At 59.5% G+C, this 25,046-nt stretch carries 29 protein-coding genes; 22 read left to right on the top strand and 7 right to left on the bottom strand.

The window, feature by feature from the left end; all coding sequences use genetic code 11:
• Positions 1 to 42 precede the first annotated feature (42 nt).
• On the bottom strand, positions 43 to 1,065 hold the full coding sequence (locus tag CIC07_RS15080) for a cytochrome d ubiquinol oxidase subunit II (RefSeq protein ID WP_076354997.1): 1,023 nt from the start codon (positions 1,063 to 1,065) through the stop codon (positions 43 to 45).
• A gap of 6 nt (positions 1,066 to 1,071) precedes the next feature.
• Positions 1,072 to 2,406, bottom strand: a complete 1,335-nt coding sequence (locus CIC07_RS15075; protein WP_076354999.1) for a cytochrome ubiquinol oxidase subunit I — start codon at positions 2,404 to 2,406, stop codon at positions 1,072 to 1,074.
• 162 nt (positions 2,407 to 2,568) lie between these two features.
• Between CIC07_RS15075 and CIC07_RS15070 the strand changes: the two genes are divergently transcribed.
• The 6 genes from CIC07_RS15070 to CIC07_RS15045 all read left to right on the top strand — a co-directional run bounded on the left by CIC07_RS15070 (position 2,569) and on the right by CIC07_RS15045 (position 6,027).
• Entirely contained in the window at positions 2,569 to 2,991 is a 423-nt protein-coding gene (locus tag CIC07_RS15070; protein ID WP_076355001.1) for a hypothetical protein, read from the top strand.
• Positions 2,992 to 3,229: 238 nt separating this feature from the next.
• Entirely contained in the window at positions 3,230 to 4,387 is a 1,158-nt protein-coding gene (locus CIC07_RS15065; RefSeq protein WP_076355003.1) for a YhgE/Pip domain-containing protein, read from the top strand.
• Between the two features lie 68 nt (positions 4,388 to 4,455).
• The gene (locus CIC07_RS15060) at positions 4,456 to 5,061 is read left to right on the top strand and encodes a TetR/AcrR family transcriptional regulator (RefSeq protein WP_076355005.1); all 606 of its coding nucleotides are present in this window, start codon (positions 4,456 to 4,458) and stop codon (positions 5,059 to 5,061) included.
• A gap of 82 nt (positions 5,062 to 5,143) precedes the next feature.
• Entirely contained in the window at positions 5,144 to 5,431 is a 288-nt protein-coding gene (locus CIC07_RS15055; RefSeq protein ID WP_076355007.1) for a hypothetical protein, read from the top strand.
• A 140-nt stretch (positions 5,432 to 5,571) separates the two neighbouring features.
• Positions 5,572 to 5,853, top strand: coding sequence for a phage holin family protein (locus CIC07_RS15050; RefSeq protein WP_076355009.1), 282 nt, complete (start codon positions 5,572 to 5,574; stop codon positions 5,851 to 5,853).
• Positions 5,854 to 5,859: 6 nt separating this feature from the next.
• Positions 5,860 to 6,027 (top strand): hypothetical protein, encoded by a 168-nt coding sequence (locus CIC07_RS15045; RefSeq protein WP_157741919.1) that lies wholly within the window; start codon positions 5,860 to 5,862, stop codon positions 6,025 to 6,027.
• Between the two features lie 390 nt (positions 6,028 to 6,417).
• On the opposite strand, the gene CIC07_RS15040 is transcribed toward CIC07_RS15045, so the two are convergent.
• Positions 6,418 to 6,573, bottom strand: a complete 156-nt coding sequence (locus tag CIC07_RS15040; RefSeq protein ID WP_157741918.1) for a hypothetical protein — start codon at positions 6,571 to 6,573, stop codon at positions 6,418 to 6,420.
• Between the two features lie 109 nt (positions 6,574 to 6,682).
• Here CIC07_RS15040 and CIC07_RS15035 point away from each other — a divergent pair, with 109 nt between their 5' ends.
• From CIC07_RS15035 to CIC07_RS15020, 4 genes are all read left to right on the top strand, one after another.
• Entirely contained in the window at positions 6,683 to 6,934 is a 252-nt protein-coding gene (locus tag CIC07_RS15035) for a DUF3892 domain-containing protein (protein ID WP_076355011.1), read from the top strand.
• 145 nt (positions 6,935 to 7,079) lie between these two features.
• Entirely contained in the window at positions 7,080 to 7,292 is a 213-nt protein-coding gene (locus CIC07_RS15030) for a hypothetical protein (protein WP_076355013.1), read from the top strand.
• 208 nt (positions 7,293 to 7,500) lie between these two features.
• The gene (locus CIC07_RS15025) at positions 7,501 to 8,061 is read left to right on the top strand and encodes a stalk domain-containing protein (protein WP_076355015.1); all 561 of its coding nucleotides are present in this window, start codon (positions 7,501 to 7,503) and stop codon (positions 8,059 to 8,061) included.
• 75 nt (positions 8,062 to 8,136) lie between these two features.
• Positions 8,137 to 8,445: a DUF1292 domain-containing protein gene (locus tag CIC07_RS15020; protein WP_076355017.1), complete on the top strand. Its 309-nt coding sequence runs from the start codon at positions 8,137 to 8,139 to the stop codon at positions 8,443 to 8,445.
• Between the two features lie 64 nt (positions 8,446 to 8,509).
• Here CIC07_RS15020 and CIC07_RS15015 read toward each other — a convergent pair whose 3' ends face one another.
• The gene (locus CIC07_RS15015) at positions 8,510 to 9,979 is read right to left on the bottom strand and encodes an aminotransferase class I/II-fold pyridoxal phosphate-dependent enzyme (protein WP_076355019.1); all 1,470 of its coding nucleotides are present in this window, start codon (positions 9,977 to 9,979) and stop codon (positions 8,510 to 8,512) included.
• A gap of 122 nt (positions 9,980 to 10,101) precedes the next feature.
• Between CIC07_RS15015 and CIC07_RS15010 the strand changes: the two genes are divergently transcribed.
• The gene (locus CIC07_RS15010; RefSeq protein WP_234992893.1) at positions 10,102 to 11,352 is read left to right on the top strand and encodes an MFS transporter; all 1,251 of its coding nucleotides are present in this window, start codon (positions 10,102 to 10,104) and stop codon (positions 11,350 to 11,352) included.
• Between the two features lie 69 nt (positions 11,353 to 11,421).
• On the opposite strand, the gene CIC07_RS15005 is transcribed toward CIC07_RS15010, so the two are convergent.
• Positions 11,422 to 12,108 (bottom strand): YktB family protein, encoded by a 687-nt coding sequence (locus tag CIC07_RS15005; RefSeq protein WP_083687921.1) that lies wholly within the window; start codon positions 12,106 to 12,108, stop codon positions 11,422 to 11,424.
• A 281-nt stretch (positions 12,109 to 12,389) separates the two neighbouring features.
• On the opposite strand from CIC07_RS15005, the gene CIC07_RS15000 reads away from it, so the two are divergent.
• The gene (locus CIC07_RS15000; protein ID WP_076355021.1) at positions 12,390 to 12,986 is read left to right on the top strand and encodes a YkzI domain-containing protein; all 597 of its coding nucleotides are present in this window, start codon (positions 12,390 to 12,392) and stop codon (positions 12,984 to 12,986) included.
• A gap of 389 nt (positions 12,987 to 13,375) precedes the next feature.
• On the top strand, positions 13,376 to 14,797 hold the full coding sequence (gene gndA / locus CIC07_RS14995) for an NADP-dependent phosphogluconate dehydrogenase (RefSeq protein WP_076356906.1): 1,422 nt from the start codon (positions 13,376 to 13,378) through the stop codon (positions 14,795 to 14,797).
• 46 nt (positions 14,798 to 14,843) lie between these two features.
• On the opposite strand, the gene CIC07_RS14990 is transcribed toward gndA, so the two are convergent.
• Complete coding sequence (locus CIC07_RS14990) at positions 14,844 to 15,143, bottom strand: hypothetical protein (RefSeq protein WP_076355023.1); 300 nt, start codon at positions 15,141 to 15,143, stop codon at positions 14,844 to 14,846.
• A 137-nt stretch (positions 15,144 to 15,280) separates the two neighbouring features.
• On the opposite strand from CIC07_RS14990, the gene CIC07_RS14985 reads away from it, so the two are divergent.
• From CIC07_RS14985 to ptsP, 5 genes are all read left to right on the top strand, one after another.
• Positions 15,281 to 15,835 (top strand): shikimate kinase, encoded by a 555-nt coding sequence (locus CIC07_RS14985; protein WP_234992894.1) that lies wholly within the window; start codon positions 15,281 to 15,283, stop codon positions 15,833 to 15,835.
• 36 nt (positions 15,836 to 15,871) lie between these two features.
• Positions 15,872 to 17,170 (top strand): 3-phosphoshikimate 1-carboxyvinyltransferase, encoded by a 1,299-nt coding sequence (aroA, locus tag CIC07_RS14980; protein WP_076355027.1) that lies wholly within the window; start codon positions 15,872 to 15,874, stop codon positions 17,168 to 17,170.
• 46 nt (positions 17,171 to 17,216) lie between these two features.
• Positions 17,217 to 17,645 carry a CoA-binding protein gene (locus CIC07_RS14975; RefSeq protein ID WP_076355029.1) on the top strand — a complete coding sequence of 143 codons (429 nt, stop codon included), beginning with the start codon at positions 17,217 to 17,219 and terminating at the stop codon, positions 17,643 to 17,645.
• 184 nt (positions 17,646 to 17,829) lie between these two features.
• Positions 17,830 to 19,725, top strand: a complete 1,896-nt coding sequence (locus CIC07_RS14970; RefSeq protein WP_076355031.1) for a glucose PTS transporter subunit IIA — start codon at positions 17,830 to 17,832, stop codon at positions 19,723 to 19,725.
• Positions 19,722 to 21,479: a phosphoenolpyruvate--protein phosphotransferase gene (gene ptsP, locus CIC07_RS14965; RefSeq protein ID WP_076355033.1), complete on the top strand. Its 1,758-nt coding sequence runs from the start codon at positions 19,722 to 19,724 to the stop codon at positions 21,477 to 21,479. Before CIC07_RS14970 ends, ptsP begins: the two co-directional genes overlap by 4 nt.
• A 108-nt stretch (positions 21,480 to 21,587) precedes the next feature.
• On the opposite strand, the gene CIC07_RS14960 is transcribed toward ptsP, so the two are convergent.
• Positions 21,588 to 22,115 (bottom strand): type 1 glutamine amidotransferase domain-containing protein, encoded by a 528-nt coding sequence (locus tag CIC07_RS14960; RefSeq protein WP_076356908.1) that lies wholly within the window; start codon positions 22,113 to 22,115, stop codon positions 21,588 to 21,590.
• A gap of 331 nt (positions 22,116 to 22,446) precedes the next feature.
• Between CIC07_RS14960 and CIC07_RS14955 the strand changes: the two genes are divergently transcribed.
• From CIC07_RS14955 to CIC07_RS14940, 4 genes are all read left to right on the top strand, one after another.
• A complete protein-coding gene (locus CIC07_RS14955) occupies positions 22,447 to 22,830 on the top strand; it encodes a hypothetical protein (RefSeq protein WP_327205364.1) in 384 nt (127 codons plus the stop codon).
• Between the two features lie 55 nt (positions 22,831 to 22,885).
• Positions 22,886 to 23,224: a bacillithiol system redox-active protein YtxJ gene (ytxJ, locus tag CIC07_RS14950; protein WP_076355035.1), complete on the top strand. Its 339-nt coding sequence runs from the start codon at positions 22,886 to 22,888 to the stop codon at positions 23,222 to 23,224.
• A gap of 92 nt (positions 23,225 to 23,316) precedes the next feature.
• Complete coding sequence (gene ccpA, locus CIC07_RS14945; RefSeq protein ID WP_076355037.1) at positions 23,317 to 24,327, top strand: catabolite control protein A; 1,011 nt, start codon at positions 23,317 to 23,319, stop codon at positions 24,325 to 24,327.
• Complete coding sequence (locus CIC07_RS14940; RefSeq protein WP_076355039.1) at positions 24,324 to 25,034, top strand: 5'-methylthioadenosine/adenosylhomocysteine nucleosidase; 711 nt, start codon at positions 24,324 to 24,326, stop codon at positions 25,032 to 25,034. Before ccpA ends, CIC07_RS14940 begins: the two co-directional genes overlap by 4 nt.
• Positions 25,035 to 25,046 lie beyond the last annotated feature (12 nt).

The following is a 25,046-nucleotide window of genomic DNA, read 5'->3' as shown; positions in this document are numbered from 1 at the left end:
AGGCTTGCATGACGCAAGCCTCTTTTTCCTGTACATTCCTTTTCAGGGCTTCAAGTACCGCTTGTCCTTGAGGAACAGCAGCCAGAACCAGATGAACACCGGTACGAGAACCAGCGTGCTAACGCTATAGCCTGCCAGCAGCGATACGAACATGGCGTGGTTCGTGAAGCCTTGCTCCACCGTCATATGCGGGTAGATCAAGTAAGGGAGATGGGCGCTGCCGTAGCCGAAGCTGGCCATGGCGTATTGGATGATGACCAGCACGACGGCCGCACGCGGAACCCCGGTCCAGCCGCTTCTTCCTCTCCACCATAATGCGCTGTAGCCGGCGACGAAGAACAGCGCGGACAACGCGAACCAGATCCATTGCGCCTTCATTCTCTCCACGATCCACTGGGCCTCCGGATTCATGGCGACAGCGGCCAGCATGCCGGTCAGAAGGGTCAACGGCCCGATCGTCATCGCGATGCTGCGGTAGATGCCGTACGCTTGGCGGTCCTCCGATTCCCGGGCATAGTCGGCCAGAAACACGGAGGATAGGAACAGCTCGCTCGCGATTCCGAAGCCGAGATGGGCATACAAGGTCCGGCTGGTCAGCAGCTTCTCGGTCAGAACCTGCAGGTGGCCGGCCCGCAGCTCCACGAAACCGCCGAGTGTGACCGGCAGCACCGTGATGAGCAGGCCGGGAATGAGCAGGCCCGTCACCCCCGAGACGATCCGGAGCTGGGCCACATAGTTGGCCGACATTTGGGAGTAGACCATGAAGGTGCTGCGCAGCGCAAGCAGCAGCAGCACGAGGCAGACGGGCACGACGAGCAGGGAGCTCAGCATCGGCATCGCGAACGGGAAAAACCCGACGAATGCGACGACGAGCAGGACGAGGAAGACGTTGGTCACCTTCCAGGTCGGGGACAGATAGCGGTTGGCGATATCCGCCGCCGTGCTGCCTTGCCGGCCGGCAAACACCATCGACCAGAAGCCGGCGCCGAAATCGATCGAGCCGAGGATGGAATACGCGAATACGAATATCCAGATCAGCAGGATGCCCAGGCTGGAATCGCTCATCGGCCGTTATGCCCCCTCATGCTTGAGCGCCAGCTCGGCATGGACCGGATTGCGCTTGAAATAATGCCACAGCACCAGAATGGTGATGCACATCAGCATCACATACAGTCCGATGAAGAGGATGAACAGCGTGCCGAGATTCTGGGAGGAGGTCGCGGCTTCGGCCGTGCGCTGGATATGGTAGATCGTCCAGGGCTGCCGGGCGCTGCAGCTGAAGATCCAGCCGGTCTCGATGCCGATCAGCGACATCGGCCCGGTCAGGACGAGCACCCTCAGCATCCAGCCGGGGAGGGGCTGTTTTTTTCTCCAACGGTAGAACAGCGCGCCGAAGGAGATCACGATCAGCAACGATCCGAGCATGACCATCAGATTGAACAGGGTGTGCACGAAAAGCGGAGGCCAATTTTCCACCGGGAACTCATTCAAGCCTTTGACGACCGTATCGAAGCGGTTGCCGGCCAAAAAGCTGAGCGCTCCGGGAATCTCGATGGCGCCTTTGATCTCTCGGCTCTCCTTGTCGACGATTCCCCCGATCGCGAGTGGCGCATATGCCTGCGTTTCGAACAGCCCCTCCGCCGCGGCCAGCTTCTCGGGCTCGTATTCATGAAGCATCTGAGCCGTACTATGGCCGTTCAATGCGGTGGCAAGCGACATTACGCCGCCGATGACGAGCGCAAGCATGAGACCCTTGCGGTGATAAGCCGTCTCGCGCGGCTCCCGGTTCCGGGAGAGCAGCTTCCAGGCTGCGATCGAAGCGATCGCGAATGCGCCTGTCATGTAGCCGGATAGGGACACATGGAGCGCCGTGTTGAAAAAGCTGGGGTTGAAAACCGCTGCCCACGGATGCACATCCGTAATTTTGCCGTCTGCAATCGTGAATCCTCGAGGCGTATTCATCCAGGCATGCGCATCGGTGATGAGGACGGCGGAGCCTGTAGCTCCGACAGCCACGAAAATAACGCTGACGATTCTCATCCATGGACTCAGCCTGTCTGCGGCATAAACGTAAATGGACATGAACAAGGCTTCCAGGAAAAATGCCCAGATCTCGATCTGGAAGGGCAGCGAGATCACTTGCCCAACGATTTCCATGAAGCCGGGCCAGAGCAGGGCCAGCATGACGCCGACAATCGTTCCCGAAGGGATCGCGACGCCGAGCAGGATGGCGAAGCCTTTGGTCCATCTGCGGGCCATGGTGGCGTAATCCGAATCCTTGCGGAGCTGAAACAGCACCTCCGCCGCGATGATCATCATCGGAAGGCCGACGCCAAGCGTCGCAAAGATGATGTGGAAGGCCATGGAAGAGCCGAATAGAGAACGGGCGAGCTGTACATGATCCATGCCAAAAACTCCCTTTTGAGATTGATGAGGATATTATTGGCAGGAGCATCCCGGATTATGTAAGTCTCCGTCTCTTCTATTAAAAGGCGCATTCCCTCTCACAATCTATCAATCTGCGAATATAGTATAGTATTCTTCGCCGGAGAAAGGAGGTGCACGAACATGTCTACTTTCCTTGATGCACGAACATCCCAGAACGCCAGCACGGCCGGTTCGATCGCGATTCCGATCACGGTTCTGAACACCCCTCAGCTGTGGGCGCAGCTGGGCTTGATCACCTCGGGCGCGGGCGCCAATCCGCGGGTCATCTTCACGGGAACGATGACCGTCACGCTGCCGCTCGCGCTGGTCGGAATCACGATTACGGTCGTACGCGGAACCGCGACCACGGATCCGGTCATCTTCTCCGCCACTTCCACATTCGAACTGAGCCTTCTCGCTCCGCAAATCATCACCTTCACGGCCGCTGATTATCTTCCTCCCATTACTCCCCAGCTCACGTACACGGCATTTGTCTCCTCCAACCTGCTCGGCACGGTGCGCGTCGGTCCCGAAAGCTTCCAGGGCATCCTCGTCAGCGACTAACCTCGTCCACGACGCCAGCAACACAGCACGCCGAATAGGCGCCTGCGCGAGACTTCCATCATGCGGAAGCGAGGCGAGGCGCCTTTTCCATGCCGGCCGTATCCGGCTTAATCGAGGCGCCTTGAAAAAGGCGCTTTTCTTTTTTATTGACAACCTAAAGATAAAGGAGATAAACTTCGGTTAAACACTTGTTTTAAACGAGTGTTTAACTACAGATAGCCTGGGAGGGCAAATAGGCATGTGGAGAGGAATCATCCTGTTTCTAAAAAAGCCGATGACGATCGTCGGAATCGTGACGGCTGTTCTGTTTCAAGTCATCTTCTCAAGCATCTGGATGACGGCCTACAAAGGCGTCAATGACCGGGCGGGCAATCTCAGCGTCGGCATCGTCAACGAGGACAGCGGCCTCGGCGCCAAGGTGGTCGAGTCGCTGGAAGCTCAGTCGGCCTTCCATCTGATCCGGCTGGAATCGGCCGAAGAGGGCATGGAGCGGCTGAACACCCGCGAGCTGCAGATGCTGGTCACCATTCCGGCTGATTTCACCCAAAAAGCGACATCGCTTCAAGACAAGGCCGAGCTGAAATTCACGGTCAACGAATCGAATCCCGCTCTCATCAAAAGCATCATGACCTCGGCGGCAGGCGGAATTGCCGGAGCCGTCAATGGACAGGCCGTCCAGATGGGAACAGCCGGCCTGCTGGAGCAGCTGAATGCGCCTGCGGAGCTGTCGAAAACCGCAGCGGCCGGGCTGGGGCAGCGGGTTGTCGCCGACATCCAAGCGGTCAATCCCGTCAAAGGCATGAACAACCAGATGGTTCCGATGATGCTCGTGCTGGCTTCCTACGTCGGGGCGATGATCATGGGCATGAACTTCGAGCAGGCATCGATGATGCTTCGCAGGGAGGGAATGGGCAAGTGGCGGCGTCTGCAATCCCGATTCGCCCTCAATGTCGCAGCCGCCGTTCTCGTCTCCCTGATCGGTACGATCATGCTGTTCTCTCTCGGAGGCCAGCATGGTCACGGCTTCCTGGCGCAATGGGGCTTCCAGGCGCTGTTCGTCGCCGTCTTCATGTTCGTGTCCCAGATGTTCCTGGTCGTGCTCGGAATGCCCGGCATGCTGTTCAATATCCTGCTGTTGTCCGTTCAGCTCGTAACGTCAGGCGCCATGGTTCCGCGCGAGCTGTTGTCCGGCTTCTACGGCCGTCTCGGCGATTTCCTGCCGGCCACCTATGCGGTGCAGGGCTGCATGAACCTGCTGTTCGGCGGCACAGGAACCGGCAAGGCTTCGTGGCTGCTCGTCGCGATCGGCGCCGCCGCGATCGCCATCAGCGTAGCGGGAGCCGCTATGCGCAAGGAAACCGCGCGTCAAGCCGAAGCGTCGCCGGCGGCGGCTTAATCAGGCCGCGGAGCCGGCATCGGCTTCAGCTTCAAATGAACGATCAAGCCTAAGAGGAGATGAGAGCCGTGAGCGAGGAAACGTCCATCCGGGAAAGGCTGCTTGCCTCCGCCCGCCGCCTGTTCGCCAGGCAAGGCTATGAAGGGACATCCGTCCGTCAGATCTGCGAAGGCGCAGGGGCGAACCCGGCTCTCGTATCTTATTATTTCGGGGGAAAGGAAGCGATGTTCGAGGAAGTGTTCCGGAGCCTGAAGATGTCTCCGGCGCTCGCTTCCCTGCTGTCGCAGCCCGATCAAGCGCCGGATGAAGGCCTCAGGACCTTCATCCGCGAGATGATCGCGCACAGGCTGGACAATCCGGATATTTCCCGCATCATCCAGATCGAGAAATGGACGGAAAGCGAGCGGAGCCATCTGATTAAGGAATGGAGCATGCCGATCTGGAGAAACCTTCGTTCCCTCATCGAAGAAGGCGGCCGGCAAGGCATGTTCCGGTACCGTTCCCTCGATACGGCGCTCATCTGCGTGCAGGCGCTGCTTCTGAACAACAGCTCATCCCCTTATTGGAAGGACCTGTTTTCGTACGAGACGGAAGAAAGGGAGGCGTTGGTGGAGGACATGACGAGGTTCATATTCAGAGGGCTCGACTACGATCCCAATCGTCCTTCCCCGTGACATGGGCTCCGGTCCGGGATTTTGAAGCATGCTTCTAGGTCCAGCCTCCTGTTTATTAATACTTGACAGGAGGTTGAGAGAGATGATGAGTACAGATGACCGCCATGCGCTGCAGCATCTGCAGCTTAAAGTTGTCGAACTTGAACATAGCAGGGACGCGCTGCGCCGTATCAGCCTGGAGCAGGCCGCCGTCATCCGCTCCCAAAACGAGAAGCTTGATGCGTTGACCGCCATGCTGGCGGCTCCGGACTGGTTCATGGCCGAATTCGGGCCCGCTGCCGTGTCCGAGGATACCCCGGCCGATATCCAGCGCACAACCGAGTTCTGGAGCGGAATCGCCGCAGCGCTTCGGGCGGCGGGCCGGCGTTAAACGACGCAATAGAATATCGATCATGCCAGCCGCATGCCAGCGGCTGGCTTTTTTTTGTGCTTGTTCCGCTGCAATTCGAAGTCATGAAGAGGCTTGCCGCTTCATATAGTAGCTTGTCGAAGAAATAGGGGGTGACATCCATGTCGTTGGAATCGCTGTCGGAGGTCCTGGACCCGGGCTTGGCCATCGTCGTTGCCGCATGCTGGGTCATCGGCATGATTCTCAAGGGGACGCCGCAAATCCCCGACTGGACGATCGTTTACGTCGTGACGGCGCTTGCCGTCGTTCTGGCGATGGCTTTGCAGGGCTGGACGCTGCATAACGCGCTGGAAGGGCTTGTCGCCGGCGCTATGGCGATATACGGCCATCAGCTGTTCAAGCAGACGCGGGAAGCGGTTCAATCCGTTTCGGGAAAGGAGTGAGGGGAGATGGCCATCTGGACGGCTCACCTGGCGGTATGGCTGCTTGGCCTGGGGGCGCTGATCGCGGCTGCGGTCGTTCCGCTTGCCCGGCTCATCCGCCATGACTCCATCCGTCATGATGAAGTATATGTCTGGCTGCGCAAGCTGGACGGACCGCCGCGGGAGGACAAGTAAAGCGGCGGAATACGGTTGAATGGCCCGCCCCAGGTGCATACTTCCTTTATAGGAAGGAAATACCCGAGGAGGCTGGACATGGCAACGAGGACATATCGCAGGGGACGACTAGGGAAGAGGCTGCTCATGCTGCTTGGAGCTGCGCTGCTTTTGGCTGGGCCGGCAGGCTGCGGCGGAATCCGTAACGCAGGAGAAGATGTCGGAGGCAGCCGATCCGCTGCCGAAGAGCTTGATCCTCTTGCTGATTCCGTGAGAGCCTCCCTGTATCCCGATTCCGTGCGCGCCTCGATCTATGGAGATGAGGACAGGCCTCGGCTTGCAAAGCCTCATGCGCACGATCGGGGACGCGATTGGAAAAAGTCATGAGGATAGGAAAAGGGACGAGGATCTTTATTCCTCGTCCCATTTTTTGGAATAGGCCTTCTTGGTGACGGCCAGCAGGAGCCATACCATGAGGGCGACCATCAATGCGGATAGAATATAGACAACGACCATGCGATCCTTCCTCCGTTCGTAGTTGGACAGCTTCCTTCTGCATGCTTCCATGATACCTTAAGCCTTCTTCGGAATGCCACCCTTTTATAAAGCGTTCCCTATCCGGGCAAGCTAGGATGGCATGCCGAAGATCACCTGACGGAAAGGAACGGTGTCCAGTATGGAAATCAACAGCAGCGGACAGCAGGCAAGGGAACGGATCGTGGCCGTCCAGAAGAACGGGGATGGCGATCTGACGTCGTTCAAAACCGAGAACGGGCGCATCCTCGCTTATGACGAGGCGATTGCGGAAGCGGGGCAGGGCAAGCTTGCCGGAGTGAATGTGTTCAAAGGACGGGACGGAGGCCATTACCTGCGCGGCGATGCCGATGGGGATCCGACCAACAACCTGGACAATTTGCCCCTTTTCTGACCCTTTCAACCGATTGAAGCCGTTCCATACGGGACGGCTTTTTTTTGCTGCGGCAGAACAGGGGGCCTTATGAGCCAACCATCCGGCTCCTGCATACGATAGCAGGGAAGCGCCCGCCCAGGGCGCCCGGAAGGAGAATGACATCATGAGCAAAGGCAAAGGCGGCTCATCGAAGGCGGCAAAAAAGAAAGCGCCGGCAAGCGACCGCAGGCAGGTCAATATGAAGCTGGTGCTGTCCGATACATGCGCCGTATGCAAAACCCCTTGCGGCCGGGGGATGCGCTACCTGGACCGGATGCGCCAGCCGGGAGCGCTCGGCAAAGGCGTTCCGTGCGTGCTCACGCGAACGTACGGCTGAGCGGAAATTAGAGGGATCATTTCCCGGGGAAGCGCATGGTTCTACATGTTGCGACAGCTTGCGGCAGGCGGGCATTCGCTTGCCGCGACCGCTTCGTTCGCGATTCGGGACCATAGTCCCGAATCGTCAGGGGGAGTCTTGAACCCGCGCAACTTTGGCCTGCGGGCTGAGTATAAAGCTGTATCGAACAATCGGGAAGAGGGATCGAATGAAAGGAAAAAAAGTCCTTGTGCTTACGCTTGCCATGGCTCTCTGGGGAGGCACGATGATTTTTGCGGATTCGGCCACCCAGGCCGTGAAGGTCATGTTCAACGGCAGCGAGCTCCAAGAGACGGGAATCATGTCGGACGGCAAGACTTACTTGCCGCTTCGTCAGGTCGCGCAGAAGATGCAGGCTCTCGTTGTATGGGATGACAGCAGCAAGAAGGCCAGCATCGTCAAGCCCAACGTACATATGGTGCTGTTCGACAAAGACAACAGTCCGTTCGGTTATGTCAAAAACAAGGGCACCACCTCGTTCAGCCTGCTTGCCCAGGTGGACAGCCTAACGGCGGAGGTCGATTCGTTCCGGATCACGATCACGGATCCCGCCGGCAAGGAGACGGTCCTCGCGACAAGCGCGACGAAGAAAGACAATTTCTTCTACCTCTCCAAGGAGATCAAATACGGCTTCGACAGCTCCGGAACCTATGCGATTCGCTTCTCGCTGCGCTTGAGTCCGAACGACGACTGGAGCGTCGTGTCGGAGAAGAACATAACCGTCGGATAGCGGTTTGACCCGGAGCGGGACAAGTGATACGATACGAAAGGTACTTTAAGGCAGACAGAAATGTGAGGGATATCGATGACTGAGCATCAGCATGACGACAACTGCGGCTGCGGCCAAGACCATGACCATGAAGAACATGTCTTTCTCGTGACGGATGAAGAGGGCAACGACCGCGAGATGGTGATGGTATATACGTTCGAATCCGAGAATCAGGCGTATGCCGTGCTTCTCGACCGCAACGATCCGGAGGAGGACGGCGTCATCTTCCGCATCGAGGAAGAGGACGAGGAAGCCTTCCTCGTCGGCATCGAGGACGATGCGGAGTGGGAGCGCGTGACGGCTATCTACGAGCAGATCGCCAAGGAACAGAACGAAGGCAAATAAGCGGCAAATGAAAAAGCCCGGCGGCGAGCCGGGCTTTTTGCTTTTGGAAGCAGGAATGATTTCCTTAGAAGATCGCGGATTCCTCTACGATGACTTTCACATATTGGATGCTGCGGTCCTCGGGACCTTTTACCGGAAGCCCCACTTCCACATGGTCGATGATATAGTCGATGTTGGACTGGGAAATGACCTCGCCCGGAAGCAGGATCGGAATGCCGGGAGGATAGACATAAATGAATTCGGCGATGATCCGGCCTGCGGATTCCTTGAACGGCACGACTTCCGTCTCGCCGTAGAAAGCCTCGCGCGGCGTCAGGGACAGCTGCGGGATTTCCGGAATCTTCACGACCAGCTCCTGCACTTCGTCCACTCGCGGATAATGGACGACCATGGCGCGCAGCGCTTCGACCAGCTGCCGGGTGGTATCTTCGCTGTCTCCCGGGGTAATGAGGCAGAGAATGTTGTACATATCCGACATTTCGACTTCAAGATTGAAGTTGTCCCTCAGCCAGTTCTCCGCGTCATAACCCGTAATGCCGAGATGGCGGACATGGATGGTCAATTTCGTCGGATCGTAGTCGAATGTCGCTTCGCCGCCAAGGATCTCCTTGCCGAAGCAATAGAGGCCGTCGATCCCGTTGATCTCCGTCCGCGCCTTTTGGGCCAGCTCGATGGCCTTGTCCGCCATCTCGTAGCCGTTGACCGCGAGGTTGCGGCGGGAAGTATCCAGCGAGGCCAGCAGGATATAGGAAGTCGAGGTCGTCGTCAGCATGCTGATGATCGTCTGCACCCGATGCGGATTGACGCGGCCGGCTTTCATGTTCAGCACGGAGCTCTGTGTCATGGAGCCGCCGAGCTTATGCACGCTCGTCGCAGCCATGTCCGCTCCCGCCTGCATCGCGCTCATCGGAAGCTTGTCGTTGAAGTGGATCAGGACGCCATGCGCCTCGTCGACGAGAACCGGTATATCGTAGCTGTGGACGAGATCGACGATTTCCTTCAGATTGGCGCAGATGCCGAAGTAGGTCGGGTTGATGACCAGCACGGCCTTCGCGTCCGGATGACGCTCAAGGGCGCGCCGCACCGAGCGCGTCGTGATGCCGTGGTCGATGCCGAGCTCGGCGTCGCGGGCAGGCGATATGAACACCGGGCGAGCGCCGGCGAAGATGATGGCAGACATGATCGACTTGTGGACATTTCTCGGCACGATGATTTTGTCCCCCGGCGCGCAGACGGACAGAATCATCGTCATGATGGCGCCGCTTGTGCCTTGTACGGAAAAAAAGGTATAATCGGCTCCGAATGCATCGGCGGCCAATTTTTGGGATTCCTCGATTACGCCTGTCGGCTGGTGAAGGTCATCCAAGGGAGCTATATTGATTAAATCGATCGACAAGGCGTTGTCGCCGATGAAGGCTCGGAATTCGGAATCGGTGCCTACTCCCTTCTTGTGTCCGGGAATATGGAACTGCAGGGGATTGTTCTCTGCGTGGCGGCGAAGCGCGCTGAAGAGAGGCGTGCGTGTATGGTCCATCGCTATGATCCACAGCCTTTCAGATTCAGGTATACAAACAAAAATGAGTATAGCATGTACGGGGGGGAATGCAAGCCTGCAAACCCCCGCCGTCTCAGATCGGGAAAGGGGTTCGTCGCTGCTTGGAACTGAAGATGCCCGCGAACGGGAAAAAGATCATTCGCTCGCCGTTCGTCATTAAACTTCTTCTTATTATGTTCGGAGTCGAATTTGTCAAAGGAGCCGTGCTCGTATCGGTGCTGCCCGTATATATGCGCGATGCCCTCGGGCTGTCCGCCTACGCCGTAGGCTGGGCGCTCGCGGCCCAATACATCGGCGACAACGCCTTCCGCAGCCCGCTCGGCTGGATCATCGACCGGATCGGCTACCGCACGGTCATGCTGCTCGGCGTGCTGTTCACCTGCACGTCCGTCGGCATCATCGCCTTCACCTCGGGCACAGGCTGGATCATTGCCGCCTGCGTGCTGCTCGGCGTCGGAACCTCCCCCCTGTGGCCATGCGTCATTACGGGGGCGACGGCCGTAGCCGGCGACGAGGCCGGCGGCAGCATGATGAGCGTCATCTACATGAGCTGGCTGATCGGAGTCGGCATGGGGCCGATCGTCATCAACTTCTTCATCATCAAGAGTTATGAGCCCGCCTTCTGGCTGATGGGCGCTATCCTGGTGCTCATCCTGCTCGTCACCTTGACGCTGCCCGGCCGCAGAGGATCCAGGGAAATCGAGGGCAAGCTCGAGGAGCAGGCTCCTCACGCATCGCGCGGACCGCTGATCCCGCGGATGCGCCGCTACTTCAAGAAGGTAGGGGAATCCCTGCATGCGAGCAAGCTGCTCTATCCGGCGATGTTCATCCAGAACTTCGCGCTCGGCCTGCTGACGCCCGTCCTGACGCAATATGCGCGGACGGTGCTGCATTTGACCCCGCAGCAATACAGCGCTTATCTGGTGGCCGGCGGAGCCGTCACGGTGCTTGGCCTGATTCCGGTCGGCAAATGGGTGGACCGCTACGGCACCCGCTGGTTCCTGCATGCAGGCTTCCTCGTCGCGGCCGTGGCGCTGCCTCTGCTCGGCTATACCCGGCAGCTGACGCTTGTCTTGCTCGTCGTCGCCCTCGTGGGACTGGGGTATGCATGCATCATTCCGGCCTGGAACGCCTTGATCGCCAAAGCGATTCCGAAGGAGGAGCGCGGAGCGGTATGGGGCTTCTTCCTCACCATCGAAGGCCTCGGCATGGTGCTCGGCTCCATCATGTCCGGGCGGCTGTGGGACAGCTACGGCTCCCATGCGCCGTTCCTCATCAGCGGCGGCTCGCTCGTCGTGCTGTTCGTCCTCCATCTGCTGATCATCCGCCGCGGCCGGATTTCACCGGCCTAGCTGCCGGAACAGACAAGCAAGCCCCCCTGCCGGTCCTCGACGGACCGGCAGGGGGGCTTTGTCGTCCAGTCATCGCACGGCCAGCCTGTAGAGGGGCATGAGCGTCTCGACGACCTGCTCCGCTCGGGCGACGAAAGCTTCGCCATCCTTCAGGATCGGGTCATGCCGGTCGATATGGATGCCGCACAGGATTTCGGCGGCCTTGACGTTCTGCAGGCGCCCGAACAAGGAGGCGAGCTCTCCGGGAGCAAGGGCGGACCCGGCGACGGCGCCGGGAACCGTATGATCTCCCGACCAGACGTAGGAGTCCGGAATGGCGGACTGGATGTCGTCCAGCTGCTTCAGGGCGTCGGCAGCGAATGCAGCCTTGCCGGCAGCCTCGTAGATGACGGCGAACTGGATGAAGACATGGCTTCCCCACAGGCCGATCTGGAAATGGGGATGGGCCTTGTAGCCGCGCTTGTTGGCGGCGAAAGCGACCCAGGTGTCGCTGGGAGGATTCACGGTTCTTCTGGCATGCTTGGCCACATGCGGGTAGAATTCGGTCCCGGCGAGCACGCTCAGCAGCGGGGTGATGCGGCTGCCCAGCTCTTCCAGCTTCGGGCGAATGCGGCCGATGAGCGCCTCCATCCGCGGCTCGAGACCCTGGATAGCGAATACGTCGAAGTCGCTTTGGGAAAATCCGGGAAACGGAGCGATGCGGCCGTCAGCCTGAGTGGCAGGAGCGGTTTGCGGCGCTGTGGCGGAGGTTGTCATAGAGTGTCGTCCCTTCGGAGTAAATAATGAGCCCCGCATTCCGCTCAAGCGGTCATGCCGGGGCTGTCTTGTCCATATAGTATACCACAGGGCAAGGCCGATATGGACAAGCCGCGGGCGTTGAACAGGTAACCGCTTCCAATCGGGAGGGGGCGGCAGCCCTTTTCTTCAAAATTAGTCAATAAACCAAGTTGCCAGCACATAAGATGGAGTATAAACTACAGGTAAGAACAAATTGTCAGAACATTTGGTCAACATTATCCAGACAGGGAGGGATTGCCGTGAACAAAAGCTACGAAGTGGAATATTGCAATTTGGAGCTGCGATTTGACCGCCGGCAAATCCAAAATCTCATTCGCGATTTGATTCATGAGGGGTATTCCCTGTATTGGAGCGAGACCGAGGCGCAGTTCCTGATCTCCATCCGCACGGGAAGAAAGCTCGTCAAGCTGCGCTTCCAGAAAATGAAGAGCCGCTACAAAATCGTGGGAGATTATATCATCAAGGATGAGAAGCTGTCGGAACTGATCGAGAAGCTGATTGGCGATACCCGGGGCCATGCTGTCGTGAAACGGATGAAGGACCGTCAGATCGTCATTGAAAATATCATGTTCGGCGAAATCATCCGATTGGTGGAGGTGTCGGGAATGGAGCACCGCATCATATATCAAAAACGTCCTGTCGTCACGCTGGAGGAGATCCTCAAGTCGTTCCAGTCGACTCGGGCCGAGGAGCGGGCCGCCGTTCTCCGCTACGAGCTGGATTACGAGCTGTGCGTGCTGCACGACGCTCTCAAGAGCGGCGACGAGGCGGCGGCCGATGTGAGCCGCGAGCGGCTGGCCGTCATGAGAAGCGAAATGCTTCAGCTGGAGCTGTAAGACCGAGACGGAAATTTCGTCGAGGTCTTCGGCTGGAGCTGCAAGGCCCGTCGTCGAGGCCTCCGGCTGGAGCTGCGAGAGCATGGGCCGTCCAGCAAGTTGAGCGGCGAGTCCCAGACGCAAGCCATAGACAACCGACAATCGCCGGAGAGCCCTGTGCTCCCGGCTTTTTTGCCGCAGCCGGACTGCCGGCAAAGGGGGCCGTTTCGCGCCGATCGGTCGAAATAGAGAGTGCCGCGGCATTTCCGGCCGAGGGTTCATCCAATATTCATCTGCTCCGGATTCGTTTCGGGAGGCGTTCATGGTACAATGACTTGCATAACGGAACAAAAAGGGTACACTAGTGGAAGTGCGTATCGCCTGTATAACTCAGCAAAGGAATGGTCAATATGTCGAAACAGCAGATCGGCGTCGTCGGCCTTGCCGTCATGGGCAAGAACCTCGCGCTTAACATTGAGAGCAAAGGCTTCACGGTATCGGTATACAACCGTTCCCGCGAAAAGACGGACGAGCTTGTCGCGGAATCCGCCGGCAAAAACCTGTTCCCAGCCTACACGATCGAAGAATTCGTCGCTTCCCTTGAAGTGCCGCGCAAAATCCTCATCATGGTCAAAGCCGGCCGTCCTACGGACGCCGTCATCGACGAGCTCGTTCCCCATCTGAGCGAAGGCGACATCATCATCGACGGCGGCAACGCCTACTTCCCCGACACGGAACGCCGCAGCAAGGATCTTGAAGCCAAAGGCTTCCGCTTCGTCGGCGCCGGCGTATCCGGCGGCGAAGAGGGCGCGCTGAAAGGGCCTGCAATCATGCCTGGCGGCCCTGAATCGGCCTACAAGCTCGTCGAGCCGATCCTGACCGGCATTTCCGCCAAAGTGAACGGCGACCCTTGCTGCACGTACATCGGACCTGGCGGCGCCGGCCATTACGTCAAGATGGTCCATAACGGCATCGAGTACGGAGACATGCAGCTGATCACCGAAGCCTACCACCTTCTGAGCTCCGTGCTGGGCCTGTCCACGGACGAGCTGCACGAGATTTTCACGGAGTGGAACAAGGGCGAGCTGGACAGCTACCTGATCGAGATCACGGCCGACATCTTCTCCAAGAAGGATCCGGAGACGGGCAAAGCGATGGTCGACGTCATTCTCGATTCCGCCGGCCAAAAGGGCACGGGCAAATGGACGAGCCAAAGCGCCCTGGATCTCGGCGTGCCGCTGTCCATCATCACGCAGTCCGTCTTCTCCCGATTCCTCTCCGCGATGAAGGAAGAGCGCGTCCATGCCAGCAAAGTGCTGAGCGGACCGCAAGCCGCTCCGTACCAAGGCGACAAAGCCGCTTTCATCGAAGCGGTCCGCAAAGCCTTGTTCGCGAGCAAGATCTGCTCCTACGCCCAAGGCTTCGCCCAAATGCGCGCGGCTTCGGATGAGTTCGACTGGAACCTGCGCTACGGCGACATCGCCATGATCTTCCGCGGCGGCTGCATCATCCGCGCCCGCTTCCTGCAGAAGATCAAGGATGCTTACGACCGCGACGCGGGACTCAAAAACCTGCTGCTCGACGATTACTTCAAAGGTGTCGTAGAGGAGTATCAAGGCGCATGGCGCGAAGTCGTGACGGCTGCCGTAGCAAGCGGCATTCCGGTGCCGGGCTTCTCCAGCGCGCTGGCCTACTTCGACAGCTACCGCACGGAGCGCCTGCCGGCCAACCTGCTTCAGGCGCAGCGCGACTACTTCGGCGCCCACACGTTCGAGCGCGTGGACAAGGAAGGCACGTTCCATTTCGAGTGGATGGAATCCAGCGAGGGCTGATGGCAAGCTGCGGGGATAGAGCCGAGGAGGCCGGCCAGGCCGGACTTCAGCCTTGCTTCTTCAGGCCGTGCAGAGCTTCGCGAAGCATGCCCCGGAGCCGGTCCGCCTCAAGCGGGCCGGTGCGGGGCGAAGCCAGCAGGCTCATGGCCGCTTCGGCGAATCCCCGATAGTTTTTGAGCAAGCGTGGCTGCGATAATTCCGCTAGGGCGGAATCTTCGTCGGCCACTTTTTTTTTGATATAATCCAGCGCCCATACGACATCTTCCCGGCATAACGGCGATCCTGGATCGAGAATGTGGCGAAGCTTGCGCTCCGATTGCGCCTGCGGTTCCTGTTCCATCGGCATGGCTGGCCGTCCTCCTTCAAGAGGTGTAATGATCTCCTCTATCCTTATGGTAAAATAAGAATTTTATACCCTGTCTCTAGCAATTGATGATATGATATTTGAAAGATTGACATCGCATGGGAAGGTGTGAGCATCAGGTGGTCGGAGAAGATCAGCCCTCGCGCAGCAAGATCGTTCTCGTGGGCTTCATGGGAACCGGCAAATCCACCGTCGCGGGACAGCTTGCCGGAAGGCTTGGATATGGCTGGACCGACACGGATTCCGAGGTGGTCGCCGCGGAAGGCTGCTCCATTGCGGAGCTGTTCGCCCGGCATGGCGAGCCTTATTTCCGCCAAGCCGAAACCCGGGCATTGACCCGGCTGCTGACAGCGGACACGCCTCTCGTCATCGCCACGGGCGGAGGAACGGTGCTGTCGGAAGCGAACCGCGAGCTGATGCTGCGGCATGGCTTCGTGGCCGCACTGCGAGCGAGCGAAGCCGTCATCGTGGAGAGGGTCGCCGGCGACACGGCCAGACCTCTGCTTGCAGGAGACCCGGCGGCCAAAGTGCGCGAGCTCATGAAAGCCCGCAGCGGTGCCTACGACTTCGCCCAGCTGAGCGTGGATACGGACGGCCTGGATCCCGGCGCCGTCGCCGAATCCGTGCTGTCGGGCTATCTCGGGACTTCAGGGCTTTACCGCGTTTCAGAATAATTCCATTCAATCCAGCATAAAGGGGAATACACTCCAATGGACGTGATCGTAACGCCTACGCCGGAGCTCAAGGGCAGCATCCAGGCGCTTTCATCCAAAAACTACACGACGCGGTACTTGCTTGTCGCCGCCCTGGCCGAAGGAACCAGCACGATCTACTATCCGGCGCATAGCGAGGACAGCGACGCCATGCGCCGCTGCATCCGCGACCTCGGAGCCGAGCTTCAGGAGGATGACGAGAAGATCGTCATCAAGGGCTTCGGCAGCCGCCCGCGCGATGTGAAGGAGCTCAATGTAGGCAACGCTGGAGCGGTGCTCCGCTTCCTGATGGGCATTGCCGCTCTCTGCCCGGAGGTGACGTTCGTGAACGCCTACCCCGACTCGCTCGGCAAGCGCCCGCATCATGACCTGATCGATTCCTTGCGCCAGATGGGCGTCGAGGTGGACGATCATGAAGGCAAGCTGCCGATCACGATCCGCGGCGGAAGCGCCAAGGGCGGCCGCATCGCCGTATCGGGCAGCGTCAGCTCGCAGTTCCTGAGCGCGCTGCTGTTCCTTGCGCCGCTCCTCCAGGAGGACAGCGAGATCGAGGTGCTGCACGACCTCAAGTCCAAGGTCGTGATCGGGCAGACGCTCGAAGTGCTGGAGGAGGCGGGAATCGTCGTCGAAGCGTCCGAAGACCTCATGAGCTACCGAATTCCCGGCGGGCAGCGCTATGCCGCGCGGACGTACCGGGTTCAGGGGGATTATCCCGGATCGGCTGCCGTGCTCGCGGCGGCCGCCGTCACCCGCTCGGATATCGTCATCCACGGATTGCCGGAGAAGAGCCGCCAGGGCGAGCGCGCGGTCGTCGACGTGCTCCGCATGATGGAGGTGCCTCTGGAGCACAAGGACGGCGACATCCGGGTGCGCGGCAACGGACGCCTCAAGGCGGTAGAATTCGACGGGGACGCGGCGACCGACGCGGTGCTGGCCATGGTCGCGGCCGCCGTCCACGCCGAAGGCACCTCCCGGTTCTACAATGTCGAGAATCTCCGCTACAAGGAATGCGACCGCATCACCGACTACTTGGCGGAGCTCCGCAAGGCCGGCGCCGACGTCGAGGAGAAGCGCGACGAGATCATCGTGCACGGCAAGCCGGAAGGGCTCGAGGGCGGCGTCGAGATCAACGCCCATTACGACCACCGGGTCATCATGGCGCTGACTGTCGTCGGCCTGCGCTGCCGCAAGCCGCTGCGGATCAAGGATGCGCATCATGTCGCGAAGTCCTATCCGATCTATTTCGACCATCTGCAGGCGCTCGGCGCGCAGGTGGAATGGACGGAATCCAAGTAAATAATCTCTATCATGGTTAAGTTAACTTGAAAGGGAGGGCTTGCAAATGGCTTTTGAAAATCCCGCCAGGGACGAAATCAAGAAGCTTCTCGAACAGAATCCTGTCGTTGCCGTCGTCGGACTGTCCGACAATCCGGAGCGGACATCCCATTCCGTATCCGCCGCCATGAAGGATCGGGGCTACCGGATCATCCCGGTCAACCCCGCCGCTCCCGCCATACTCGGCGAGACCAGCTACGCCTCTCTGCTGGACGTGCCGGAGCCGATCGGCATCGTGAACGTCTTCAGGCGCAGCGAGTTCACGCCTGCGATCGCACGCGAAGCGGTGCAGGCCGGCGCCAAGGTGCTCTGGCTGCAGCTCGGCGTCTACAGCGAGGAAGCGGCCGACATCGCCCGGGCTGGCGGCTTGACGGTCATCATGGACCGCTGCATCAAGGTCGAGGATTCCATTCTCCGGCCAACGATCGGCGGCTAGCCTGACTGGAGGAGCGTCTGCCTCGCGACGCTGCCTTTCTCGAATGTGCCGGCATGGGGCAGGACCTTTGAGGGCCTGCCTTTTTGCTTTTGACAAAGGGAAATGAAACGCTTACCATACTCATAGACCTCGGGCGGAGCCGTTCATATGCGGCCGCGCGAGCGATCGGAATAGGAGGTCCAGCATGAAATTCATGGGCAATCTGCAGCAGCTCGGCCGTGCGGTCATGCTGCCGATGATCATTCTGCCTGCCGCAGCCATCTGCCTGAGCTTAAGCACGCTTCCATGGGAAACGCTCGGACTGCCGTCGCTGGGGGAATATTTATCCGTTGCCGGCTATTCGCTGTTCGCCTTCCTGCCGTATTTGTTCGCTGCCGGCGTTGCCTGGGGAACCTCCAGCAACGGGGGAGCATCGGCCTTGTCGGCGCTGGCGGGCATGTTCATCTATACGGGCATCGTCAAGTACAGCCACTACGATATCGAGCCGACCGTCCTGATCGGAGCGCTCATCGGCATGCTTTCGGGATACAGCTATGAACGATTCAAATCTATCCGGCTGCCCGAGTACATACAATTTTTCGGAGGGCCTCGTTTCGTCCCTCTCTTCGTCAGCTTCGTCTCGGTGCTGTTCTCGGTCGCGATGATCGGAATCGCTCCGCTGCTCGGCAAAGGACTGCTGCTGCTCGGAGATGTCGTCTCCTCGGCGGGGGGCTTCGGGGTATTCCTCTACGGCTTCCTGCACCGCATTCTCGTCGTGTTCGGGCTTCATCATCTGCTCAACCACGTTTTCTGGTTCCAGGTCGGCGGCTACCGGCTTCCGTCAGGCGAGATGGTGAACGGGGACCTGCCGAGATTTTTTGCAGGAGACCCGACGGCCGGAGCGTTCATGGCGGGCTTGTATCCGACGATGATGTTCGCGCTGCCGGCCATCGCCATCGCCATCATCCAGGAGGCCAGGGAGGACCTCAAGCCGAAGATCCGCAAGACGTTCCTGACGGCTGCGCTGGCGTCGTTCCTGACCGGCGTCTCCGAGCCGGTGGAATTCGCCTTCCTGTTCGTCGCGCCCTACCTGTTCGTCATCCATGCGCTGCTGTCCGGCGTCATCATGTGGCTGGTATACGAGCTGGGCATCCTGCACGGATTCTCTTTCTCGGCCGGAGCCATCGATTACATCCTGAACATGCATCTGGCAACGAAGGGATGGCTGCTGCTTCCGATCGGCGTGATCGTGTTCATCCTGTACTATGGATTGTTCCGCTGGGCGATCCGGCGCTTCCGGATCCCGACGCCGGGCCGCGAGGAAGGATCGGCTCTCGACGACTGGGCCGAGGATATCCCGTCCCGGGCGCCGCTCATCCTCCAGGCGATCGGGGGCAAGGCCAATCTCGATACGATGGAAGCCTGCATCACGCGCCTGCGGCTGAAGCTGAAGAACGATCGCCTGCTGGACAACACGGCGCTGCGGGATCTGGGAGCCGCCGGCGTCATCCGGCTCGGCGGAGGCAACGTGCAGATTGTATTCGGCACGTTCTCGGAGCTGATCCGGGAAGAAATCGTCAAGACGATGCAGCGGGACTCCGCCCAGGTTTTATTCAGCTCCCCGGTACAAGGCAGGATGATTCCGCTGGAGGAGGTACCGGATCCGATCTTCTCCGGCAAGCTTGTCGGAGACGGAGTCGCCTTCCTGCCGGACAGGGGCGAGCTGGTGGCGCCGGTGCGCGGCAAGGTCATCATTTTATACCCGACGATGCATGCCATCGGGCTCCGCACCGGGGAAGGGCTGGAGGTGCTGCTCCATATCGGAATCGACACCTCCTCGCTCAAGGACGGCAGCTATTTCCAGGCCGCCGTGAAGGAAGGCGATGATGTTGCGCCGGGCCAGCTGCTCATTTCCTTTGATCTGCAGAAGCTGCGGGCGGAAAGCAAGTCGCTGGCCACACCGATGGTCATCACGAATTCCCAGCTGGTCCGCTCCTGGGGCTTCGGAGCCTTCAAGTCGGTGAAGAAGGGGCAGTCGTCGGTCATGTCCGTGATGCTGAAAGAACGCAAGGATAGTCATGTTGGAGGGATTAGGCCATGATGCAAGGAATCGGAGCTTCTTCCGGGATCGCGATCGGGAAATGTTTTGTCCTGCCGAACTGGGAATGGGATTTGCCGGAGCAAAGAATCGACGTCGCGGATCTCGCCCGCGAATTCGAGCGGCTGTACGAAGGCATCCGCACCTCCAAGGTCGAGATCGAGCAGATGAAGGATGAGCTGCGGGAGGTTGTCGGTCCGGATGAGCGGAGCATTTTCGATGCGCATCTCGCGATACTGGACGATCCCGTCTTCATGAACGAGATCCAGGGGATGATCGAGCGGCAGTACAAAGCGGCCGAGGTGGCGGTCAAGGAAGCGATCGACCATTTCGTCACGATGTTCGACCTGCTGGACGACGAATATATGAAGGAGCGGGCGCTGGACATCAAGGATGTCGGCAACCGCCTCCTCAAGCATCTGCTCGGCGCGCCCGAGATCACGCTGCCTTCGGACACGCAGCCGTACATCCTCGTCGCCAAGGAGCTGTCTCCTTCGCAGCTGGCTCATATCAATCCGCAGAACGTGCTCGGCATCGCCACTTTCGGCGGCAGCACAACGTCGCATTCCGCGATCATGGCGCGGGCGCTCGGCATTCCGCTCATCGTGGGGCTCGACAGCAGGCTGGAGGAAAGCATCGCCACCGGCGACTTCCTAATCATCGACGGATCTACGGGGCATGTGGAGCTCAATCCGAGCGAGGAAGCTGTCCAGGCGTTCGCGGCTCTGCGCAGCCGCCAGACCGAAGAGCATGACCGGCTGCTCGGCATCGCCCATCTCGACACGTCGACGCCGGACGGCAAGCATCTGGAGCTGTCGGCCAACATCAGCTCGCTCAAGGAGCTTGAAGTCGCCCTCACGAGCGGAGCGCATGGCGTCGGCCTGTTCCGGACCGAATTCCTGTATATGGACCGCACCCGCTTCCCCAAGGAAGAGGAGCAGTACGAGGTGTACCGGAGCGTGGCGGAGAAGCTGGACGGGAAGCCGTTGATCATCCGCACGCTCGATATCGGGGGCGACAAGCATCTGGACTACTTCGAGCTTCCGGAGGAAGAGAATCCGTTCCTCGGCTACCGGGCAATCCGGATCAGCCTCGACCGCAAGGATCTGTTCAAGACCCAGCTGCGGGCGATCCTGAGGGCGTCCCATTACGGGAATGTGAAGGTGATGTATCCGTTGATCTCTTCCGTGGAGGAGGTCAGAGCGGCCAACGCTCTGCTCCGCGAGTCGATGCGGGAGCTCGAGGCGGAGGGCAAGCCGTATAACAAGGCGATACCCGCAGGGATCATGATCGAGCTTCCGGCCGCGGTCATGATCGCCGATCTGCTGGCCCGCGAAGTTGATTTCTTCAGCATCGGGACGAATGACCTCGTCCAGTTCACGCTGGCTGTCGACCGCATGAACGATAAAATCTCGCATCTGTACGAGCCGCTCCATCCAGCCGTTCTGCGCATGCTGCGGACGACAGTGGAGGCTGCCCGGGCGGCGGGCATCCACGTCGGCGTATGCGGAGAACTGGCCGGGGACGCCAGGGCGCTTCCCGTCTGGCTCGGCATGGATGTCGACGAGCTGAGCATGTCATCCCACTCCATTCTCCATGTCAAGGAGCGGCTGCTGCAGACCACGCAGCGGGACAGCCGGAGCGTATATGCGGAAGTGATGGCTTGCGGCACGACCTCCGAGGTCAAGCGGCTGCTGGAGCAGAGCAGGGATAACGCGGACGGCTCCAAAGTCGGGACCGCAGCGGGAAGCGAGTGACGGCAGCGGGAAGCGAATGACTGCAGCGGGAAGCGAACTGGCGGCAGATGAAGAAGAACCCTTGCATCGGCAAGGGTTCTTCTTCATTCCATTCGCTGCAGGATTTTGTCAGCTGCGCTGCTTCAGCGCCTCCACAAATGCCTTCGCATAAGGCGGCAGGTCAGGCGGACGGCGCGCGGAGATCAGGTTGCCGTCGACGACGACCGCTTCATCCACCCAGCGCGCTCCGGCATTTTCCATGTCGTCCCGGATGCCGGGAGTCGATGTCACCGTGCGGCCCTGCAGGATCTTGGCGGATACGAGCACCCAGCCCGCATGGCAGATCTGGCCGATCGGCTTGCCGCCGGCGTCCATTTCCTGCACGAGCTTCAGCACCTCGGGGTAACGCCGGATTTTGTCGGGCGCCCATCCTCCGGGAACAAGAAGGCCGTCGATGCCGCCGGCGTCGAGCTCGCCGTAGGACAGATCGGCCGTTGCCGGCACGCCGTATTTGCCGATATGGACCTTTCCTTTTTCCGGACCGGCGAACAGAACCTCCGCTCCTTCCTCGCGCACGCGGTACACGGGGTACCACAGCTCGAGGTCCTCGAATTCATCGTCAATCAGGCAGATGACGCGCTTTCCTTGCAAGGTCAACATGCATTCCTCCTCTGTAAGGGCCTGTCCCGGGATAGGCCGGGTTCCCGGTTCATTGTAAGGCAGCCGGCCCGGAGGCGCAAACGGCTTCCTGATCCTGCCTTTCCCCGGACGGCGGGGGAGGCGGAGCCGCCGCCGATTTATTTTACAGAAATTGCATGTGCCCTCCCGGCAGGAAAACAGGCGAAAAAGGTCGAAGTAAGGAGGCAAGCGACACTGCGCCCGTGCTGATCTCCTGCCGCCCCTCCAAGGGCTTGAGGCGGTGATGGGCAGGCGCGTTGACGAAGGAGCGGACTTTCCGATGCATAAAACCTGTTCTTGCGGCCATAAAATGAACATGAAATTAAGGACGGTTATCTACTCGAATAAAGTGGAGATCGACAATGTTCCCATTTATTCGTGCGCCGGCTGCGGCCGCAGCGAGGTGCTTCCCGAGGTGAAGCCGGATCTGACCGGCTTGATCGGCCAGCTTGGCGAAGAGCCGGGCAAGCAGACCTTCTTGTTTAACGAGCTTAACGAGTGGGCAGATTTACTGGTAGAAGCTTCTTCGAAGCGAAGGAGTCCGGATCCCGCGGCTGTGCAGCAGATCGTCGGCGAACGGATCGATTCCTTGCTGGAGCTGCTGCTTGTCGCGGGTTCGGTCGGAGACGAAGCATGGAGGCGGGAAATCGAGAAGAGGCTCGGCCAGCTGAGCCGCTGCATGATGCATACATAGCCGAGGGAAGCCCGAAAGACCCCAGCCAAAGAAACGACAATAAGGAGTGTGGCGTATGAGCAGCAAGCAATTGCACACGATGGAAGATTGGAAGCAGATTTTGGAGCTTTCCCATGAGAAGCCGGTGCTCGTATTCAAGCACAGCACAAGCTGTTCGGTGAGCGCGGAAGCGATCGAGGAATGGACCCGCTGGCACGAAGGAAGCAAGGGAGAAGGAGTCGAGACGGCTCTCGTCCGCGTCATCGAGGAGCGTCCGGTATCAAATGTCATCGCCGAGGAGCTCGGGGTGAAGCATGCTTCTCCGCAAGCGATCCTGATCCGCGACGGCAAGGCGGAATGGAACACTTCCCATTGGAATATCACGGAAACGGCGCTGTCCGAGAATGCTCGCTGACATTGCATAAGCACGGTATTTGTCGTATGATAACCGTAATGTAAAGGGGTAAAGCCTGCCAATAAATTCGTTTACAATGGAGAGAAGGAACCGTGACTGTAACCATTTACGATGTAGCAAGAGAAGCGGGAGTGTCGATGGCTACGGTCTCCCGGGTCGTCAACAACAATCCCAATGTCAAGCCGCAGACCCGCAAGAAGGTCTACGAGGCGATCGAACGGCTCGGATACCGCCCGAATGCCGTAGCCAGGGGACTTGCGAGCAAAAAGACGACGACGGTCGGTGTCGTCATTCCTGACATCTCCAATTCCAACTTTGCCGAGGTGGCCCGCGGCATCGAAGACATCGCGAACATGTACCATTACAATATCATTCTCTGCAATGCGGACAAGCGCAAGGACAAGGAGATCCGCGTCATCAACACGCTCCTCGAGAAGCAGGTCGACGGCCTGCTGTTCATGGGCGGCGCCGTGACAGAGGAGCATCTCCAGGCGTTCAAGACGGCGAACGTGCCTGTCGTGCTCTGTGCGACGACGGACGAGCAGGGAACCATCGCGTCGGTGGACATCGACCATGAGGATGCCGCCCATGATGCGGTCAAGCATCTTCTGGATCAAGGGCATGCCGACATCGCCATGATCGGCGGCACTTTGCAGGATCCGTCGAACGGATATGCGAGGTTCCACGGCTACAAGCGCGCCTTGGAAGAGAACGGCATCGCCTACAACGAGGACAATGTCCGCATCGGGAACTACCGGTACGAGTCCGGAGTGGAAGCGATGAACCATTTCCTCGCCAAGGACAAGCTTCCGACAGCTGTATTCGCGGCAACGGACGAGATGGCTATCGGGGCTATCCATGCGATTCAGGACAAAGGATTCAAAGTGCCGCAGGACATCTCCGTCATCAGCGTGGACAACAGCCGCATGGCTTCCATGGTGCGTCCGCAGCTGTCCGCGGTTGCCCAGCCGATGTATGACATCGGCGCCGTGTCGATGCGCCTGCTGACCAAGCTGATGAAAAAGGAGCCGGTCGAGCAGGCCAAGGTGATCCTCCCTCATGAGCTCGTCAAACGGCAGTCGGTAGGAGCTCCGAAGCAATGAGAACCTATCGCACGATCGGCATCATCGGAGCGATGGCAGAGGAGCTGGAGCTCCTTCACCGCCATGCGCAGATGGAATCGGAGACGGTCAAGGCCGGCCTCGTCTTTTATCGCGGGACGCTCCATGGCATGGACATCATCGCGGTCAAGTCCGGCGTCGGCAAGGTCAATGCCGCGGTATGCACGCAGGCGCTCATCGATCTGGGAGCGGAATGCATCCTGTTCACGGGCGTTGCGGGCGCGGTCGATTCCAGCCTGACGATCGGAGACATCGTCGTGTCCACGGCTTGCGTCCAGCATGACATGGACGTTACGGCGCTCGGCTTCGCTCCGGGGGCGATCCCTTACCAGGAAATCTCCGTCTTTCCGGCGGATGAGGATCTGCGCAGCCTTGCTGTCCAAGCGAGCCGCGATGCGGTGAAGGGCCGCGTGCTCGAAGGCGTCGTCCTGTCGGGCGACCAGTTCATCGCGAGCCGCGACAAGGTCCAGAGCCTTCGCGACGTCTTCCAGGGCGCCTGCGCCGAGATGGAAGGCGCTGCCGTTGCACAAGTCGCTCATATGAACGGCATTCCCTATGTCGTCATCCGCTCCATGTCGGATCAGGCCGACGGCAGCGCGCACATGAATTTCGCCGAATTCACCGTGCTGGCCGCCGGCCAGTCCTATGCCGTCATCGAAGGCATGGTGCGCAGCCTGCAGCAGGCTTGATCTTCGTTCGGC

The sequence above is a fragment of the Paenibacillus sp. RUD330 genome (assembly GCF_002243345.2).
Classification (GTDB): domain Bacteria; phylum Bacillota; class Bacilli; order Paenibacillales; family Paenibacillaceae; genus Paenibacillus_O.
The sequence above is the reverse complement of the archived record's forward strand: the minus strand, read 5'-3'. Positions and strand labels throughout refer to the sequence as shown.